Source organism: Microbacterium tenebrionis (assembly GCF_903645325.1).
GTDB classification, from domain to species: Bacteria; Actinomycetota; Actinomycetes; order Actinomycetales; family Microbacteriaceae; genus Microbacterium; species Microbacterium tenebrionis.
This window is the reverse complement of sequence record NZ_CAHJXQ010000002.1, coordinates 318,428-335,569: the sequence shown is the minus strand read 5'-3', so window position 1 is coordinate 335,569 and position 17,142 is coordinate 318,428. Positions and strand designations below refer to the sequence as shown.

The window sequence follows — 17,142 nt, the reverse complement described above, 5'->3', positions numbered from 1 at the left end:
CCCGCTACCGCGGAGTGGCTTCGCCTGCGGTATGGGAGCGACCCGCGAGGATCCGGACAGCACGCCGTGCCCAACGCGGTGAGCGCGTGGCCACCCGGTGAACCATCTCGGGGTGGTTGTCCATCGACGCCAGCACCTCGTCCCGCGCTGCCCTCGCTCCAGCGCTCGCGACACGGCGTGCGCTTTGCATCCCGCGCTTCGCGTAGCCGAGCAGGCGATCCGAAACGGGGCGCGACGGGGGTGCGCTCCGCAATGCCTCCCGCAAGGCGACAGGGCCGTCGTCAGCATTCAGAGAAGCGATCTGCCGCTCACGGTCGTTAAGCTCGCGGCCGACTCCGGGGCGGCCGCCGAGTTCCCGTGCAATCGCCACGAGGCGAACGAGCTCGGCGTCGCTCATGTCTTCGATCGTGTCGAACGCACCGAACACCGACCACCGTAAGATCTCCGCGACACCGGGCGCGAACTTGATGCCCGCGTGGCGGAACCACCGACGAAGGGCGTCGCCCGATGCGCGCACGACACGATCGACCGTTGCCTCTGAGTGATCGTTGAACGCCGCTGCGAGCGCCCATTCACCGGCCACGATAGCCTTGTACGTGAACAGCTGCCGCCCCTGCAATGACGCATCAGCGTATTGCAGCATCTCCGTGACGATCGAACGCACGGCCATCCGCGCCTGGTCGTACTCTGACGCATCGAGGTGACTGGCTGACGTGAGCGGACCGAGATGTGCCCAGACATCGTTCTCGAGCATCGACGTGGCATACCACGTCGTCACGCGCCGGTTCTGCAAGCGAACGACGGATTCGAAACAGATGCTCTCCTGCGCGAAGTGGCCGTAGATCGATTCGGGCGTGTGCTTCCGCGCTGTCATCGACCCTGCACCGGTACGTCGTCGATAGGCGTATACGATCTCGGGGACCACATCGAACTCGAACGCACAATAGGCGTCGGTCATCGCCACAATGTCGTTGGAACGAGGAGCATCGGTGAAACGAATCCCCGCAGCGTCCCATGCGGTGCGACGAAAGATACGGTTCCAGCAGACACGATCACGCAAGAACCTGGGCTCCCTGGACAGTGTGATTCCTGTTCGTTCCTCACCGTACAGCGGAAGCCACTGCTGTCGAGTGTAGATGGCATTCGGCTCGAAAATGAGGTAGTTCCCGACGACCATCTCAACGCCGGTGCGCCTCGCCTGCTGCAGGAGGCGGGTGTACGCACCGCTCGGGACCAGATCGTCGCCGTCCGCGAACGCGAGAAATTCTCCTCGGGCTCTGCTCACTCCGAGATTGCGGGCGCTGCCACCCCCATCCAACGTGCTGCTGAGCACCGTGACCCGCTCATCGTCAATGCGGCTGAGGACGTCGAGAGTATTGTCGGTGGAGCCGTCATCGACGACGATCAGTTCCAGCGAGCGAACCTCTTGATTCAGAATCGAGATGATCGCTTCGTACACCCAGGCACCAACGTTCTTCGTCGGCATGACGACCGAGAGTTCCGGGTCCTCCGGCGTCGGTCGCTGGTCAGCCATTGAGCTCATTGAAACCGCTCCAGTTTGTGCCGCGTAGACTCATCAGGTCAGTAAGTCTACCCGTGAGGTCGCCCGGATGAGCCCGCAGAACACCACTCCAACCGTCTCCGTGGTGGTACCCGTTTACAACGTGGAGAGATACCTCCGCGAGTGCCTTGAATCAGTCTCCCAACAGGACTACGACAACTGGTCCGCGATTGTCGTGATCGATGGGTCACCGGACGACTCAGAACGAATCGCTCGCGAGTTCGCCGAAAACGACCCGCGATTCCACGTGATCTCGGTACCGAATGGGGGGCTTGGGTCGGCACGCAACATCGGGTTCAAGGAATCCGATGGTGAGTACGTCTTCTGGTTGGATTCGGATGATGTGCTGCCGCCGTCAGCCCTCTCCACGCTCGTTGAGGCGGCGGTGGAGACGAAGAGCGATATCGTCGCCGGATACGCGGAAGACTTCGGCGCGACGGCATTCCCGACTCGCTATTGGACGCAGAACACCGCGCTGTTCGATGCACAGCAGACAGTGACGGCGCTCTCCGATCCGCGCGTTCTGGACGATCACGTCGTCTGGAACAAGCTGTATCGACGGTCGCTCCTTGCCGAGAACTCGATCGATTTCCCGGAGGGGATCCATTGCGAGGACATGGTCTTCTCAGCACGCGCAGCGTTCGCCGCGAACAGGACCACGATCACCCCTCGCCTTGTGTACCGTCATCGTCGACACGACGCCGCGATCTCCGCTTCGTACACGCGGGCCAAAACGCTTGCGGACTGGCTCGAGCAATCGACGATCGCCATCGGGGTCGTATCGAACAGCGGCAATGCACAGACGCTCGATCACTACCTTTCGCGCTTCGTCTCCACCCAGTGGTGGACGCGCGCGCGCGCCGTCAACGAGATCACCGATCCGCACCTGATGTCCGGGCTCGCCGCGTTGTCCGCGGCGGTGTATGCACAGTTGTCGCCGACCGCCAGCAGGCGCCTGCGGACTCTTGAATCCGCCACTCTTCGATTCTTCGCCGAAGACGATCCCAGGCAGCTCCTCGATCAATCCGATCCGCTCAAGCCCACCGTATTGATGGATGACTACGGCCGATCGCTCCAGGAAGCGGTCGCTGCGCTCAACACGGCGAGTCGTCTCGCGGCGGGCTCGGTCGCCGCGAGACGACTCGCCGAAATCCTGTGGATCGATCGCGCGCTTCAGCCAGCGGCGGATGGCTGGTTCAACGGCACAGACGGCTTCTTCGAGGCAGTGGATGCTCTGATTGCCTCGCTCGGCCTTTCCGAACTCCGCGCCCGGATGGTACCGGGTCGCTCTCATCCAGCCAACACCGCGCGCTTCCTTCTCGAGGCGGGCCGTCCCCTCTCCGAACTCACTTCGGTGCAGCGTATTGGGGGTGGTATCCAATTGCGCGGCGTTTCGCGGATGACTCCGGGTATCGAGCACGCACGCACGGGCACGATCACCCTGCACGCCTCGGCGGATGCGCGACCCGCCGTGCGGCCGATCACGTGGACGAGCGACGGCGAACGAATCCGCTGGCAAGCTGTTTTCCCGTACGGCGAGATCAACAGGGACACACCCATCGGGATGACGATTCATTTCGCGAAGGACGGAGAACCTCGCGGGAGCGGCACCGTCACGCTCTCCGACTCGATTCGACCAGACGCTCGCGGACAGAAGGGCAGCTTGTACTTCGCGCCCTCCGTCGTTTCTCGCTCCCCTGCGGAACGCCGCATCTTCACGATTCCCGCATGGAGGGATAACCCGTTCGTGACCATCATGCAGTTGGCGACGACCGCACGCGGATACGTGCACGATCGCGCGAGTGATCTCGATCGAATCGTGGCGGAATTGACGGCTCCCGGTCAGCGAGGAACTGTGCACCTGCACTGGCCTGATGCCATCCTCGACCACGCGACATCTGAGAAGAACGCCGACAGCCGCGTGGACACGTTCCTGAACGCGCTCGCCAAGTGTCGAAGCCACGGGCGAGCGATCATTTGGACTCTGCACAATGCTCTACCCCATGATCACCCCTATCATGCTGCGGCAGTGCGTCTTCACCAGGGCGTCGCAGACCTCGCGAGCACCGTTCACCTGCTCAACAGCCACAGCCTCACCGCCCTAGAGCACGGTTACGACATCCTTCCAGAGAAGACCGTGCACATTCCGCACCCGAGCTATGCGGGTGTCTACGGAGCGCCGATGGAACGGACGCAGGCTCGGGCACTGCTGGGAGTGTCAGAATCCGCGACCGCTGTGCTGCACTTCGGGCAATTGCGTCCGTACAAGGGCGTAGAAGCACTGATCTCGGGGATGCGCACCGCAGCGAGCACCGGCGCAGAATTCGAACTGCTGCTGGCGGGGAAACCCAAGCACGAGTGGGCGAGAACTCTTTCCGATCAAGTCGAGGGGATCAATGCGATTCTCTCCCTGAAACACATCCCTGACGAAGAGGTTCCGCACTGGTTCTCGGCGTCGGACGTGCTGGTCCTGCCTTATCGGCGAATCCTCAATTCAGGAACGATGCACCTGGCCGCGCCCTTCTCGTTGCCGACGATTCTTCCCGCTGAGCCGCACCTCGTCGAAGAATTCGGCGAACAGAAATGGATACGCTTCTTCGACCTCGATCGTCCTGAAGAGTCCATTGCGGAGCTCCTCGTGGATCCGTGGTACAAGGCGCCCCAGGCACGGCTTGCGGCACTTGCCTACTGCGAGGAGACGCTACCGGTGACGATTTCTCGGCAGTTCGCCCGGCTCGTAGAGTCGCTTACCCACTGAGCACACGACTCTCCCACGATGTCACGGGCTCATCCTTCTTGAATCGCTGCCGACGAATAGCGAGGATCCCCGGTCAGCCGGCCGTCCGCCACACGCACCCGAGCTGAGTGTTCGATCCGCTCCCGACGTTCTCTGCGATGGCGCAGATCTTGTGCTGTCCCGGTGCCAGCGAGATGATTCGATCGAACCCGCTCGACGTTGCTCGCGGCTGCGTCACGGCAAGGTCTCCGCGTGGCCCGGCAGCGATGACAGTGCTGTGCCAGACGTTGTCTACCAGCAGCTGCACCTTGAGCGCAGAATTCGTGTCCGAGTCGTAAGCCCAACCGGTCAGTCGGACCGTGTTTGCGCTCGCGTCAACCGATTCCAGCGCTCCGATCGGATCATTGCCCTTGACAACCACCCATTTGCAGCCCAGGTCGAGTGCCGACCCGCTCCCGACCGCATCAGCGACAAGGCAGATCTTGCGGGTACCAGACTGCAACGGAATCACGACGTCGATTCCATGCGCATCGCCATACGCCGGGTAGCGCTTGGCAAGACCGCTGTACGCCGCTGAAGCCAGGACTGTTCGCGACCACTTGTTGTCTACAAGTACCTGCACCTTGACCGGGTCAGAGGTGTCGGGGTCGATCACCCAGCCCTTGACTGATGCGCCCCCCGCCACCGCAGTCACTGCATCGACCGAACCGAACGCGTCGCCGGCATACACGGTGGTGGTGCGACAACCGAGGTCCCGAGGAGCGCCACCCCCCACGTTGTCGGCGATCAGACACACCTTGTTCCAGCCCGCGCTGAGCGGGATACGCTGCTGCAGGCCGTGCGCAGTCCCGTATTGTGGGTATTGCGCCATCCCGGCCTCGCTGTATGCATCGGCGACGATCGTACGGGACCACTTGTTGTTGACCAATACCTGGACACGCACGGGCGCGGTCGTATCAGGATCGAGCAGCCATCCCGACACCTGGATACCCTGTGGCACTGCGTTCCACGACGCCACGCTGCCGAGAACATCGCCCGATGGGATGTTCAGCCACGTGCACGGAAAACTGAGAGACGAGCCTCGCCCGACGTTCTCCGCGACGAGGCATACCTTTCGCGTGCCGGGTTGCAGCGAGATGACTGATTCGAAACCTCGACTCGCCCCGAGATCCGCCCTCGGCTTGTTCGCGAGCAGGGTCCGCGACCACTTGTCGTCGACGAGCACCTGAATCTTGACGGGGCTGGTGCTGTCGCCGTCCGTCGCCCAGCCAGCGACGAACGTCCCGCCAGGGGCAAGGCGGATGGCGTCAAGGCTGCCGACGACGCCCGCGTCTGGGATATTCAGCCACTTGCAGCCGATCTCCCGTTGAGAGCCATCACGCGGATTCTCGGCTCGAAGACAGACTCTCGTACTTCCCGAGGGCAGCGTGACATCGGCGGAGTATCCGGTCGTTTTGTCGGAGAGGCCATAGACGGTCGCCACATCGGGGCGGCTCTGATCGGCCAGGACCGTCTGCTTCCAGATGCCGCCTGCAGTGACGTGAATCTTTACTGTGATGTCCGCCGCTCCGGGCACGAATGCCCAACCACGGACTCGCACGCCGCCCGGAATCGCGGTCATCTCGTCAAGCGCTGTGCGCGGTGCCACCGTCGCCTGTGTCGACCCGAACCAGTCGGTGAAGTAGTTGTAGAAGTTGCGGTTGCCGTAGCTCGAGCATCCGTCACCCGCTCCGTAGTCCGCACGCAGCGCTGCAGCGTTCGGCTGATACGGTGTGTAGTAGTACAGCGCCTCGGTGGCCTTGTTCGCGATGTACACCGGCGCAGTGCCGCACGCCTTGTTCGGGTGATACTGCACCTGCCAGGTCTTACCGGCCTTGTACCACTGGAAGTATCGGCCCTCCATGTAGATCTGCATCTGGCGAGCGGCGCCGTAGACCTGGGTGAAGAAGCCCGCGAACGCCGTGTCGCACGGCGCAGTGTCGGGGCATGCCTGCCCCATCGCCTTGTTGTAGCGCCAGTTGCTCGGCCAGATGTGGGTGACCAGGCCCTGCTCCTTCTGGAGCATGACGATCAGAACCTGGGGGTTGATCCCGCATGCTTGCGCGACCTTGTACAGGATGCGCGCGGCCGACTCGCTTGAGGCACCCGAATAAGCCTTGCAGTATGCGTCAGCGGCCTTGGACTGCGTCGCCGTTCTCAGATCCTTGAGACAGACGAACGGCAGTCCGTCTTCGTCTTTGCCGACGACGCACTTGGAGACCTTCGAGTTCAGGAACGACTGGATACTCGCCTCTGTCATCGTGCCCGAATTCGTGAACACGGCGTCGCTGATGATGTTGCCGGCGTTGAACCCGGCCAATGACGTCTTCACGAGTCCGGTCTGCGTCAGGTCGGTCATCGAGCGCGCGAGGCTCGCCGTCGACCCCGATGTTGAGCTCGCTGCGGTAGCCGTCGCCGCCTCGATCGGCGTCACCGTCCCGATCACGACCGCGATCGATGCGACTAAGACGGCCAGGAACCGAGGCAGGTGGAGCGCGTTTCGGGGGCGCGCGGCACGAGGAGACATGTGACTAGTGTGACGGAAGTTGCGCGATGATGCCACTGGGACTCAAGAAGCGTCAGAACAGCACGGCGTGTCGGCCGCATTACCAGCCAACGTGCAGGTCTCAGAGCTCGGCGTGCAGCGCCCACACGCGCTCTGCCGAACTCGCCCACGAGAACGCCTTCGCCCTGTCTCCGGCGAGCCCTCGCAGCCGCAGCTCCCCCGCCCCGACGGCATCCGCCAGGGCGTCGGGAATCTCCTGCGGCGCGACGAGCGCACCCCTCGGCGATCGCGTCGCGGTGCACCCCGCTGTCGGCTGCGACCACAGGAACACGGAGCGCCAGGGCCTCCATCGCCCGCCAAGGCCACGCCGAACGCATGCTCGTCGCCACGAACGCCGAGGCCCCGCCCAGCACGGCTGCACGATCCTCATCCGGCAGCGTGCCGCGCACGTGGGCTCTGCGTTCCGGCAGTCCGGCCGCCGCTGCGGCATCCGCAAGCCCCGGCTCCGACCCCTCGGCGGCATCCAACACAACGGCGTCGACATCAGCTGCGGCGGCCGCCCGGAAACCGTGCTCGAGCTCCTCGGCCGAGCCCGACAGAAGCACATAGCGCAGCGGCAACGACAACGATTCACGCCGCGACGCGGCATCCGCCGGAATCGCGAACCCGGTCGGCGGCGCACCCGCGATCACGCGCACACGGTCTCCGAGCTTCGCGATCTCCCCGATCCGCTCGGCCATCGCGTGCGTCGGAACGACCACGGCATCCGCGTGCTTCACCGCCCGACGCAGCATTCCGCGCTGCCACGCGACCGTCGACCTCGGCAGTGTGCTCGGCGCCTCCCACGCGGTCAGGTCCCAGATCGTCACGGCCGTCTGGTCGTGATCGTGCACCCGATCGTGCTTGACGAGCGGAGCCATCAGCGAGGGCGCATGGATCAGCCCGCCGCCGACGCCCGGCACGATTCCGAGTTGCCAGGCCGCGGCGAGCTCGCGTCGCCGCAGACCCAGCGGGCGCACCGAAGCCACGCCGTCGATATCCAGCGACGCACCCGATGGGATGATCGCCTCGACCGTGCAATCGGTGGGAGCCGTCTCAATGAGTCCGACGACGAGATCCCGCGCCGCGCGGGCCTCATCGGCGTCGACGACACTCGCGATCTGATCGAGGACGACGCGCAGTTCAGCACCCATATCGACAGCGTATGCGCGCCGAACCCGAAACCCCGCGCCGCACGCCGTGCCGTGCTTGAATGCACTCATGAGCGACGGGCGGATGCCAGCACGACGGCGCGTGACGGGGTGGATCGTGGCCACCCTCGTCACCCTCTTGCTCGTCGCGATCGGCTGGGTGGTCATCCGCGGAGTCGGCGCCGTCACCGAACTGCAGAACGTGCGCAACTCCGTCACCCAGCTCCACCGGGCCCTCGACGAGCGCGCGTTCGACCGCGCCGAACGGATCGCCCCTCGCATCGCGCAGCACGCCGAGCTCGCCGGCGAGCTCAGTTCCGACCCCGTCTGGCGCGGGTTCGAATTCATCCCCTGGCTCGGCCAGAGCTTCACCGCGATCCGCGAGATCGCCGAGATCACCGCGAACGTCGCCGACACCGCCGTCCGGCCGACGGTCGCACTCGCCCCCGACACCGACCTCGCGACCGTCGGCCTGAGCGGAAGCCGGGTCGACGTGACGGCGCTCTCCGGCCTGGCAGAGTCCCTCGATCGCCCCGCCTCAGCGCTCGCCGGCGCCGAGGCCAGGGCGCGCCTCATCGACGCGGACGGCGCCTTGCCCCCGATCGCCGATGCCGTGCGCGAGACCCGCGCAGTCCTCGAAGACGCAGCATCCACCGTCGGCGCGTTGCGCGGTGCAGCCGTACTGCTGCCCGGGATGCTCGGATCCTCTGAACCGAGAACATACGTCATCGCCGTGCAGAACAACGCCGAACTGCGTTCGCACGGGGGTGCTGCCGCCGCGTTCATCCAGGTCAGCGCCGCCGACGGCACGATCAGCGTCGTGCGCGCAGCATCCGGCCTCGACGTTCCGGCGCTGACGGAGCCCCTCGAACTCGACGACGCAGTGCTCGCTCTGTACGGCGACGGCCCGGGGCGCATACCCCGCGACATGACGAGCGTGCCGGATTTCGCCGCGGCCGGATCCTTGATCGCACAGCGCTGGCAATCGCAGTTCGGCACAGCGGTCGACGGAGTCATCGCCGTGGACATCGACACGATGCGCCATGTGCTCACCGCGACCGACGCCGTGCAGTTCGACGCGTTCACCGCGACATCGGACTCCATCATGACTGTTCTGACGAACGACATGCCGCAGGCGATCCCGGACCCGGCGGCGCAGGACATCGCCTTCTCCCGGGCCGCTCAGGCCGTGCTCGGCGCCGCCCTGTCCAGCGAGGAGCCGTCGTCGCTGCTCGCCGCACTCAGCGACGCCGCACGCGACGACCGCATCCGCATCTGGAGCGCGCATGAGGAGGAGCAGGAGCTGTTCGCGGCATCCTCCCTCGGAGGCACGCTCCCCCATGACGACGATCACGACGTCCATGTCGGCGTGCTGCTCAACGACCGCACCGGAGCTCCCCTCGATGCCTACGCCGCCGCGACCATCACCACCGCCTTCGGCGTGTGCGACGGCATGCCGGCGACGCAGATCCGGGTGACATGGACCAGTGCCGTCCCGGAAGAGGTCGCGGCATCCGCCGTCGCCCCCGAAGGCGGCGCGCCGGGTGACCTGCGCACCCTGATCGCGATCTACGGGCCGCAGGGCGCCTCCGCGCGGGGTGAGCTCACGACGACGCTCGACGGGCGACCCGTCGTCCAGCAGGAGATCGCACTCGCGCCCGGAGAGTCCGGCACCGTGACGGCGACGTTCACCGGGGCCGGTTCGGGCGATCCCCTGACGCGTCTGCATCACACCCCGATGCTCGAGGATCCCGAGATCCTGCGCGCGGACATCGACTGCGGGTGAACGCCCTACCCCTTCGACAGGCTCAGGGACCGGGCTTGCGGGCCCAGGTGGCGGCGCGTCTACGGCGTCGGTGCGGGCGTCTCCGTCGGCGGATGCATGGTCTCGTGCGCGAGCTCGCGGATGTGCGCGTAGTCCGGCTCGAACTCGTCGACGCCGTTGTCGGGGGTCAGCTCGATCGTCGTGACGGGCTGCTCCTTGGCCTTCATCATCAGGTCGAAGAACTCCGGCAGCTTGTCCTTGGGAAGGTCGGTGTCGATGAGAACCGTACCGGCAGCGGCGATCTCGTTGAACCGTGCGAGCACGTTCTGCGGGGTGAACTGCTCGAGCATCGCGATCTGCAGCTCGCGCTGACGCTGCATGCGGTCCCAGTCGCTGGTGGTGTACCGCGAACGCGCATACCACTGAGCGGTGTCGCCGTCCATGTGCTGCTGGCCGACCTCGATCCAGCCGATCGCCCACTCGTCGGCGTCGGTGCCGGTCCAGCCCTCGGGCGGACCGCCCTTGGGGAGCCGCTCGGTGACGTTGATGTCGACGCCGCCGAGCGCATCGATCATGTCGGCGAAGCCGTGCATGTCGATGAACACGTAATACGGGATCTCGATGCCGAGGATCCCCTCTGCGGCATCCTTCGTCGCCTCGATACCGGGCGCGGAGCCGTGGTTCGCGGCATCCGGATACAGGGCCTGGCCCTCGTCCTCGCGACACACCTCGGCGGCGTAACGGATGTGGTTCATCCAGCCGTTCCAGCCGCACGTCGCCGACGACTGGCCCTGGAAGCCGTCCGGGTAGAGCTGCTGCATCGGGCTGCCGTCGCTGAAGGGGGCGTTCGGCAGCTCGCGCGGGATACCGAAGAGCGTCACCGCACCGGTCGTGGCGTTGATGGATGCCACGGAGATGCTGTCGAAACGCATGGAGTCGCGCCCGTCTCCGCTGTCGGCACCGAGGAGCAGGATGTTGTAGTACCCGTCACTGGGGTCGACGCTCGGACCGCTGCTGCCGAAGATGTCGCCGAGAGCACCACGACCGGACGCTGCGGCGCTGGCGGCGTAGAGCGCCCCACCGCCCACGAGGGTCAGCACGAGCAGCGACGCGATCGGGATCGCCCACCGCGACACCGTGGGCACCTTCACCAGGCGCACCAGACGCAAGGTGTCGATCGTGAGCACCAGCCACAGCACGAAGTACCCGATCAGCAGCACCTGCACGAGCGTCAGCACGCCCCAGGACAGCGGACCACTCACCAGCCACACGAGGGCCGACTGTGCGAACAGCGCGATCCCGGCAGCCACGAGGACGAGCACCCAGCCGATGAGCGTCGCACCGAGCCCGAAGCGGCCGAGCTTGCGATTGCGACCGGCGAGGATCTGCGCAGATCCGGGCACCAGCACGTTCATCGCCACCAGCCACCAGCCGCGGCGCCCCATGAACGATTCGTCGGAGACGTCGGGGTTGCGCAGCGGACGCGGCTCGATCAGGCGCCGACCCGTGCCCTGCGTCGCACGTGGTGCGGCAAGGGTCACAGGGAGCCCTTCAGCCGCTCGTTCTTCTCCGCCACCTGGCTCTCGAGACCGCGCGCGAATTCCTCGAGCCGATCCGCGATCGCGGCATCCGAGACGCCGAGGATGCGCGCGGCGAGCAGTCCCGCGTTGCGCGCACCGCCGATCGACACCGTGGCGACCGGGATGCCGGCGGGCATCTGCACGATCGAGAGCAGGGAGTCCATGCCGTCGAGATAGGCCAGCGGCACGGGCACGCCGATCACCGGAAGAGGCGTCATCGACGCCAGCATGCCCGGCAGGTGCGCGGCGCCGCCTGCCCCGGCGATGATCACGCGGATGCCGCGGGCACGCGCCTCGCGCGCGTAGGACATGAGCTTGTCCGGGGTCCGGTGCGCGGACACCACCTCGACCTCGTGCGGAATGCCGAAGTCGGTGAGCGCCTGGGAGGCGTCGCTCATCACGCGCCAGTCGGAGTCGGAACCCATCACGACGCCGACGACGGGCGCGCTGGAGGAGTGCAGTGGCTCAGTCACTCCCCCAGGCTACTTTCCGCTCGCCGGAGTTCTGCTGAACGGCACGAGCTTTGCGCCCGTGTTCTCAGCGGATTCAGTCGAAGTGCGCGGCGACCGCACGCGCCGTGTAGACGATGTCGTCGAGATCGTCGCCGGAGACGTTGATGTGTCCGACCTTGCGGCCGGGGCGCGCGTCCTTGCCGTAGATGTGGATCTTCGCGTCCGGATGCTCGGACATCGCTGCATCGAACCGGCTCTCGAACGTGCCGTCGAGCGGGCCGCCGAGGATGTTCACCATCGTCGCCCAGGCCGCGCTCGGCGATGCATCTCCGAGCGGCAGGTCGGCGACCGCACGCAGGTGCTGCTCGAACTGCCCCGTCACGGCGCCGTCCTGGCTCCAGTGACCGCTGTTGTGCGGGCGCATGGCGAGCTCGTTCACGAGGATCCGCTCGTCATCCGTCTCGAACAGCTCGACGGCCAGCATGCCCGTCACGCCGAGTCCCTCGGCGATCCGGCGTCCGATGCCTTCGGCCACCTGGACAAGGCGTTCCCCCGCGCCGGGAGCCGGCGCGAACACCTCTGCGCACACGCCGTCGCGTTGCACGGTCTCCACGACCGGGTAGGGGACCATCTGCCCGCTCGGCCTGCGCGCGATCTGCTGAGCGAGCTCGCGGCGGAACGCGACGAGCTCCTCGACGAGGAGTGCTTCGTCGCCCGCCCGCTCGAACCAGTCCGACGCCTCAGCCGCCGCACCGACCACGCGCACGCCCTTGCCGTCATACCCGCCGCGCGGGGTCTTCACCACACCGCGCCCGCCGTGGTCGTCGAGGAATGCCTGAAGCTCGGAGGCGTCGGTCACCCGCGCCCAGTCCGGCTGCGGCACGCCGAGCTCCGCGAGGCGCTCGCGCATCTCGAGCTTGTCCTGCGCGAAGCGGAGCGCATCGGGCCCCGGGTGCACGGCGACGCCTTCCGACACGAGAGCGCGCAGCACCTCCTGCGGGACGTGCTCGTGGTCGAACGTGATGACGTCGACGTCCTGCGCGAAGGCCCGCACCGTGTCCAGGTCGCGGTAGTCGCCCACCGCGGTCGCGGCCAGCTGCGCGGACATGCCCTCCGCCTCGGCGAGGACACGCAGATCGATCCCGAGCTCCACCGCCGGGGCGATCATCATCCTCGCCAGCTGACCGCCGCCGATCACGCCGATGCGCAACACCATGTGGTTCTCCGTTCGTCGTGAGCCATTCTTCCGCATCGAGCGGAGTGCTCGCGCGTCAGGCCCTCGCGCGTCAGGACACCGGGTCGGTGTCGCCCATCGACTGGGCGTCGCGGTGCGCCAGGATCTGGTTGACCTCGATCTGGTCGGCCAGCGCCTCGTGCACAAGAGTGACGTTCGGGATGTTCACCAGGCTCAGCGGCGCATCCAGACCGTTCGAGAGCGTGATCGTCCCGGCCCCCCACATCCGCTGCCCGATGCCGCGGCGCACCCCGATCGAGTAGCCGCGCACGTGCGACATCTCGCGGCGCTGGCGCGCTCCCAGCCCATGCCGGACGATCACGCGCCGCGTCGTGACGGTGTATGTGCGCGAGAACCACACGAGGAACGGGATGACGACCCCGAGCAGCACGAGCAGGCCCGCAGCTGCGAGCAGCATCCAGTTCTGGAAGCCGTCCGGCAGGTTGTCGAAGAAGAAGGCCGTGGCCCCGCACACGGCGATCAGGAGCAGCGCCGACCAGAACAGCCCGCGCGCCCCGCCGCGGAAGCGCGCGATGAGCAGCTCCTCGGCAGGTGCCCCTGGCGGCGGCATCATCGGCCGGCCGCTGAGCGTCACGGGTTGGGTCATGGCTCCATTGTGCCCGTCACCGCGGACAACACCCGCTGTGTGACGGCGTGTCCGCCCTGGCCCGGTGGGCCCGGACGATCAGGCGAGTCGGGCGTGGACGACGTCGCCGGCGGCGATGAGGTGCTCCGCACCGTCGACCTCGACGACCAGCCGCCCGTCGTCCGCGAGCCGGATCGCGGTCCCGTGCAGCGCGCCGCCGCCGGGCAGCGACACGTCGACGTCGCGGCCGAGGGTCGCGCAGCGCGCGGACACCGCGTCGCGCACGCCGCTGCGGTCGGCGTCGCCCCATGTCGCCAGGGCCTCCAGCAGGCCGCTCAGCCGCCGGAGGTAGTCCGAGACCAACCGGTCATGATCCGCCACGGCCCCGAGCGCCGCGAACGAGGTCGCCGTCGGCACCGGGAGCTGCGCCGCGGTCATCGCGGTGTTCACACCCGCTCCCAACACGATCGCGGAGCCGGTGGACTCCGCCAGGATGCCGCAGATCTTGCGCCCGTCCACGAGCACGTCATTGGGCCATTTGACGCCGACCTCGTGATCGACCAGCTGCACCGTCACGGCATCCGCCATCGCGAGTCCTGCGACCAGGGGGATCCACCCGGTCGCCTCCGGGTCGCTCGGCAGGCTTCGCAGGAGGACGGACACGGCGAGCGCGGTGCCCGCCGGCGCGTCCCAGGAACGGTCGAGGCGTCCCCGCCCCGCCGTCTGGTTGTCGGTGACGAGGACCGACAGGTGGGGCCAGGCCTCGGCATCCGCCGAGAGCACGCGAAGCGCAGCGTTCGTCGACGCCGACTCGGCGAGGAACTCGAACCGGGATGCCGCTGCCGTCGCCTGGGGGAAGTCCATGCCGCCAGTCTACGAACCGGCGGCGGACGGCGTCAGGGGCTGCGGGTCAGAGCTCGTCTTCCTTGTCCTCTTCGTCGTCATCGTCCTCGTCGGGGCTGATCGTGCCGATCTCGCGGTCGCGCCAGTCGTCCCACAGCCCCATCAGATGCTCGACGGCCGCGTGGAACTTCGCCGTGGCGACGCCGGGCGTGGTGTCGCCGAAGTAGTGCTGCACCCAGATGCGCAGCCTCGCGACGGCATCCTCGTCGGCGCGGACGCGATCGACCTCCGTGACGATGCCCACTGCGCCATCCGTCGTCAGCCACTCGCAGTCCGAGAGGTATCCGCCGATGTCGATCGACGCGCGCTCGTCGACGGGGCGCGTGATCATCAGCGGCTTGCCCGCGGCGAGACGGTCGTAGACCATCGCCGAGATGTCGACGATCGCGACGTCCGCCGCCACCAGCTGCCAGCCGAGCTCCGGGCCATCGTCGTGGACGTGGTGCGCGGTGGCGTCGGCGGCGTTCGCCTCGGCGATCGCGGCGAGGATGCGCCGGTGCGCTGCGCCGTACTCGGGGTCGAGCACGCCGCTTCGCGGGTGCGGCCGGTAGATGACGCGGTGCCGGCCAGTGGCGAGGAGGCCCGCGACGAGGGTCTCGCCGTGCGTGGCGATCGAGCCGTAGTGGGCGCTCGGACGATCACCCTCCCAGGTGGGCGCGTAGAGCACGACCGTCCGGTCGTCGGGCGTGTAGGGCAGCGAACCGGAGTAGTGGTCGGCCTGGGGCCGACCGATCTCGAGCGTCCTGGCATCCACGTCGTAGTCCCACAGCGTGCGGCTGAGTCGATCCCGCGCCGCCTGACCTGCCACGAACGCGTAGTCGTACGCCTTGTACTGGTTCGTGGTCATGTACATCTTGTCGGACTCGCCGTGATTGATGAACACGTGCCAGCGCCGGCCGTAGCGGAACATCTGGAAGTTGCGGGTGTTCTGGTTCACGTACAGCACGATGCGGATGTCCTGCTGCGCGATGAACCGCTCGAGGTCGCGCACCGTGGGCACGAAGGCGACCGGCGGCGCGTCCTCGTCGAGGAGCTTCTCGGCGCCGCCCGCATTGCGGGCGAGCACCACGACCGGCCAGAGCTTCTGCAGTTCGGCGAGGGGGCGGTACCACTGGCGCATCTGGTACATGTTCACGGCGCCGTCGGCGAAGTAGGCGGCGACCTTGTAGTGGTTCTCGGGGTGCGCCTGAAGACGCCGGCGTACGCGTTGGACCGCCTTGCGGGAGCGCAGCGCCTTGCGCAGCAGCCGGTAGGCCTTCTTCACATCGCTCACCTCTCAAGAGTACGCATGGCGCCTGCGCGCTCCATGACATGATCGACGGGTGGAAGAGCACGATTCGACAACACCTGCAGCAGGGGTGTCGTTCATCATGCCCGTGCTCAATGAACGGAAGTACCTCGAGCACGCGGTGGCCTCCGTGCTCGATCAGGAGCTCAGCGGTCCCAGCGAGCTCGTGCTCGCGCTCGGTCCGTCGACGGACGGCACGACGGAGCTCGCGCAGCGTCTGGCGGCGGGCGACGACCGCATCCGCCTGGTCGACAATCCTGCCGCGCACATCCCCGTCGGTCTGAACGCCGCGATCAGGGCGAGCAGGTACCCGACGATCGTTCGTGTCGACGCGCATTCCGAACTCGCCCCCGGCTACGCCCAGCGCGCGCTCGCGACGCTCGAGCGCACCGGTGCGGCCAACGTCGGCGGCGTCATGAGCGCCGACGGCCGCACGCCGTTCCAGAAGGCCGTCGCCCGCGCCTACAACTCCCCTGTCGGGCTCGGCGGCGGCGCGTATCACGGCACGACGCATGAGGGCGAGGCCGAGTCGGCCTATCTCGGCGTCATGCGGCGGTCCGTCCTGGACGAAGTCGGTCTGTTCGACGAGACCGTGCGCCGCGGCGAGGACTGGGAGTTCAATCTCCGCATCCGTCGCGCGGGCCACCGGGTGTGGCTGGATCCGAAGCTCTCGGTGACCTACTGGCCGCGCGAGAGCTGGTGGCGTCTGGCCAGGCAGTTCCGCGCGACCGGCGCGTGGCGCGGCGAACTGGTGCGCCGTTACGGCCGCCGCAACGGGCTGCGGTTCTTCGCACCGCCTGCGCTCGTGCTGATCACGGCCCTCGCTCTGGTCGTCGGCATCCTGCAACTCACCGGCGTGCTCGCGGGTCTCGCCTCGATCCTGGCGTCCGTCGTATATCTGCCCCTGGTCGCTTACGTCCTCCTCGTCGCGGTCATGGCGCTGAAGCCGGGCGGCGGGCGCACGTTCCGCGAACGGCTCTGGACCCTCGCGGTGCTGCCGACCATGCACCTGTCGTGGGGATTCGGGTTCATAGCCGGCGTGCTGCGCGGTGCGCGCGACACGGTGGATGCTTCGCGCCTGGGTACGCGGAACACCCCGCTGCCGTAGCCAGGGTTCCCGGCTGGCTGAACCGGGAGCGAACCCTGAGCCTGTCGAAGGGTGAGCGGACCCACCGGACGCTTCGCCGCGCTCAGCGACCGGCTCCGCGTCCAGCGATCCCCGAGCCTGTCGAAGGGTGAGCGACCAGGTGCGCCTGCTGCCAGATCCGCACCCGCTCAGCGCGACCGGCTCAGTGCGTCTC

Annotated in this window: 12 protein-coding genes; 3 read left to right on the top strand and 9 right to left on the bottom strand. The window is 67.1% G+C overall.

Translation table 11 applies throughout. The features are described from left to right. Positions 1-4: 4 nt before the first annotated feature. Entirely contained in the window at positions 5-1,534 is a 1,530-nt protein-coding gene (locus HWX58_RS04965; protein ID WP_175985908.1) for a glycosyltransferase family 2 protein, read from the bottom strand. Positions 1,535-1,610: 76 nt separating this feature from the next. On the opposite strand from HWX58_RS04965, the gene HWX58_RS04960 reads away from it, so the two are divergent. Continuing rightward, positions 1,611-4,319 (top strand): glycosyltransferase, encoded by a 2,709-nt coding sequence (locus HWX58_RS04960; protein ID WP_175985907.1) that lies wholly within the window; start codon positions 1,611-1,613, stop codon positions 4,317-4,319. 73 nt (positions 4,320-4,392) lie between these two features. On the opposite strand, the gene HWX58_RS04955 is transcribed toward HWX58_RS04960, so the two are convergent. Then, positions 4,393-6,864 carry a LasA N-terminal domain-containing protein gene (locus HWX58_RS04955; RefSeq protein WP_175985906.1) on the bottom strand — a complete coding sequence of 824 codons (2,472 nt, stop codon included), beginning with the start codon at positions 6,862-6,864 and terminating at the stop codon, positions 4,393-4,395. Next, the gene (locus HWX58_RS04950; RefSeq protein ID WP_250646102.1) at positions 6,801-8,036 is read right to left on the bottom strand and encodes a glycosyltransferase; all 1,236 of its coding nucleotides are present in this window, start codon (positions 8,034-8,036) and stop codon (positions 6,801-6,803) included. The genes HWX58_RS04955 and HWX58_RS04950 overlap by 64 nt, the downstream gene beginning before the upstream one ends. A 67-nt stretch (positions 8,037-8,103) precedes the next feature. On the opposite strand from HWX58_RS04950, the gene HWX58_RS04945 reads away from it, so the two are divergent. Further along, positions 8,104-9,819 (top strand): DUF4012 domain-containing protein, encoded by a 1,716-nt coding sequence (locus HWX58_RS04945; RefSeq protein ID WP_175985905.1) that lies wholly within the window; start codon positions 8,104-8,106, stop codon positions 9,817-9,819. A gap of 59 nt (positions 9,820-9,878) precedes the next feature. On the opposite strand, the gene HWX58_RS04940 is transcribed toward HWX58_RS04945, so the two are convergent. From HWX58_RS04940 to HWX58_RS04915, 6 genes are all read right to left on the bottom strand, one after another. After that, the gene (locus HWX58_RS04940) at positions 9,879-11,339 is read right to left on the bottom strand and encodes an LCP family glycopolymer transferase (protein ID WP_250646101.1); all 1,461 of its coding nucleotides are present in this window, start codon (positions 11,337-11,339) and stop codon (positions 9,879-9,881) included. Beyond that, entirely contained in the window at positions 11,336-11,803 is a 468-nt protein-coding gene (purE, locus tag HWX58_RS04935) for a 5-(carboxyamino)imidazole ribonucleotide mutase (RefSeq protein ID WP_175986147.1), read from the bottom strand. Before purE ends, HWX58_RS04940 begins: the two co-directional genes overlap by 4 nt. 121 nt (positions 11,804-11,924) lie before the next feature. Continuing rightward, positions 11,925-13,082 (bottom strand): 5-(carboxyamino)imidazole ribonucleotide synthase, encoded by a 1,158-nt coding sequence (locus tag HWX58_RS04930; protein ID WP_175985904.1) that lies wholly within the window; start codon positions 13,080-13,082, stop codon positions 11,925-11,927. Between the two features lie 34 nt (positions 13,083-13,116). Next, positions 13,117-13,671 carry a PH domain-containing protein gene (locus tag HWX58_RS04925; protein ID WP_175985903.1) on the bottom strand — a complete coding sequence of 185 codons (555 nt, stop codon included), beginning with the start codon at positions 13,669-13,671 and terminating at the stop codon, positions 13,117-13,119. 78 nt (positions 13,672-13,749) lie between these two features. Further along, positions 13,750-14,514: a biotin--[acetyl-CoA-carboxylase] ligase gene (locus tag HWX58_RS04920; protein WP_175985902.1), complete on the bottom strand. Its 765-nt coding sequence runs from the start codon at positions 14,512-14,514 to the stop codon at positions 13,750-13,752. 46 nt (positions 14,515-14,560) lie between these two features. After that, complete coding sequence (locus HWX58_RS04915) at positions 14,561-15,826, bottom strand: CDP-glycerol glycerophosphotransferase family protein (RefSeq protein WP_175985901.1); 1,266 nt, start codon at positions 15,824-15,826, stop codon at positions 14,561-14,563. A 49-nt stretch (positions 15,827-15,875) separates the two neighbouring features. Between HWX58_RS04915 and HWX58_RS04910 the strand changes: the two genes are divergently transcribed. Beyond that, positions 15,876-16,949: a glycosyltransferase family 2 protein gene (locus HWX58_RS04910; RefSeq protein ID WP_508619499.1), complete on the top strand. Its 1,074-nt coding sequence runs from the start codon at positions 15,876-15,878 to the stop codon at positions 16,947-16,949. Positions 16,950-17,142: the final 193 nt, after the last annotated feature.

What these genes read in the sequence shown, in the direction of transcription:
- HWX58_RS04920 (WP_175985902.1), bottom strand. Translation starts at nt 14,514, where the DNA reads ATGGACTTCCCCCAGGCGACGGCAGCGGCATCCCGGTTCGAGTTCCTC.
- HWX58_RS04965 (WP_175985908.1), bottom strand. Translation starts at nt 1,534, where the DNA reads ATGGCTGACCAGCGACCGACGCCGGAGGACCCGGAACTCTCGGTCGTC.
- HWX58_RS04960 (WP_175985907.1), top strand. Translation starts at nt 1,611, where the DNA reads ATGAGCCCGCAGAACACCACTCCAACCGTCTCCGTGGTGGTACCCGTT.
- purE (WP_175986147.1), bottom strand. Translation starts at nt 11,803, where the DNA reads ATGGGTTCCGACTCCGACTGGCGCGTGATGAGCGACGCCTCCCAGGCG.
- HWX58_RS04955 (WP_175985906.1), bottom strand. Translation starts at nt 6,864, where the DNA reads ATGTCTCCTCGTGCCGCGCGCCCCCGAAACGCGCTCCACCTGCCTCGG.
- HWX58_RS04930 (WP_175985904.1), bottom strand. Translation starts at nt 13,082, where the DNA reads ATGCGGAAGAATGGCTCACGACGAACGGAGAACCACATGGTGTTGCGC.
- HWX58_RS04925 (WP_175985903.1), bottom strand. Translation starts at nt 13,671, where the DNA reads ATGACCCAACCCGTGACGCTCAGCGGCCGGCCGATGATGCCGCCGCCA.
- HWX58_RS04950 (WP_250646102.1), bottom strand. Translation starts at nt 8,036, where the DNA reads ATGGGTGCTGAACTGCGCGTCGTCCTCGATCAGATCGCGAGTGTCGTC.
- HWX58_RS04945 (WP_175985905.1), top strand. Translation starts at nt 8,104, where the DNA reads ATGAGCGACGGGCGGATGCCAGCACGACGGCGCGTGACGGGGTGGATC.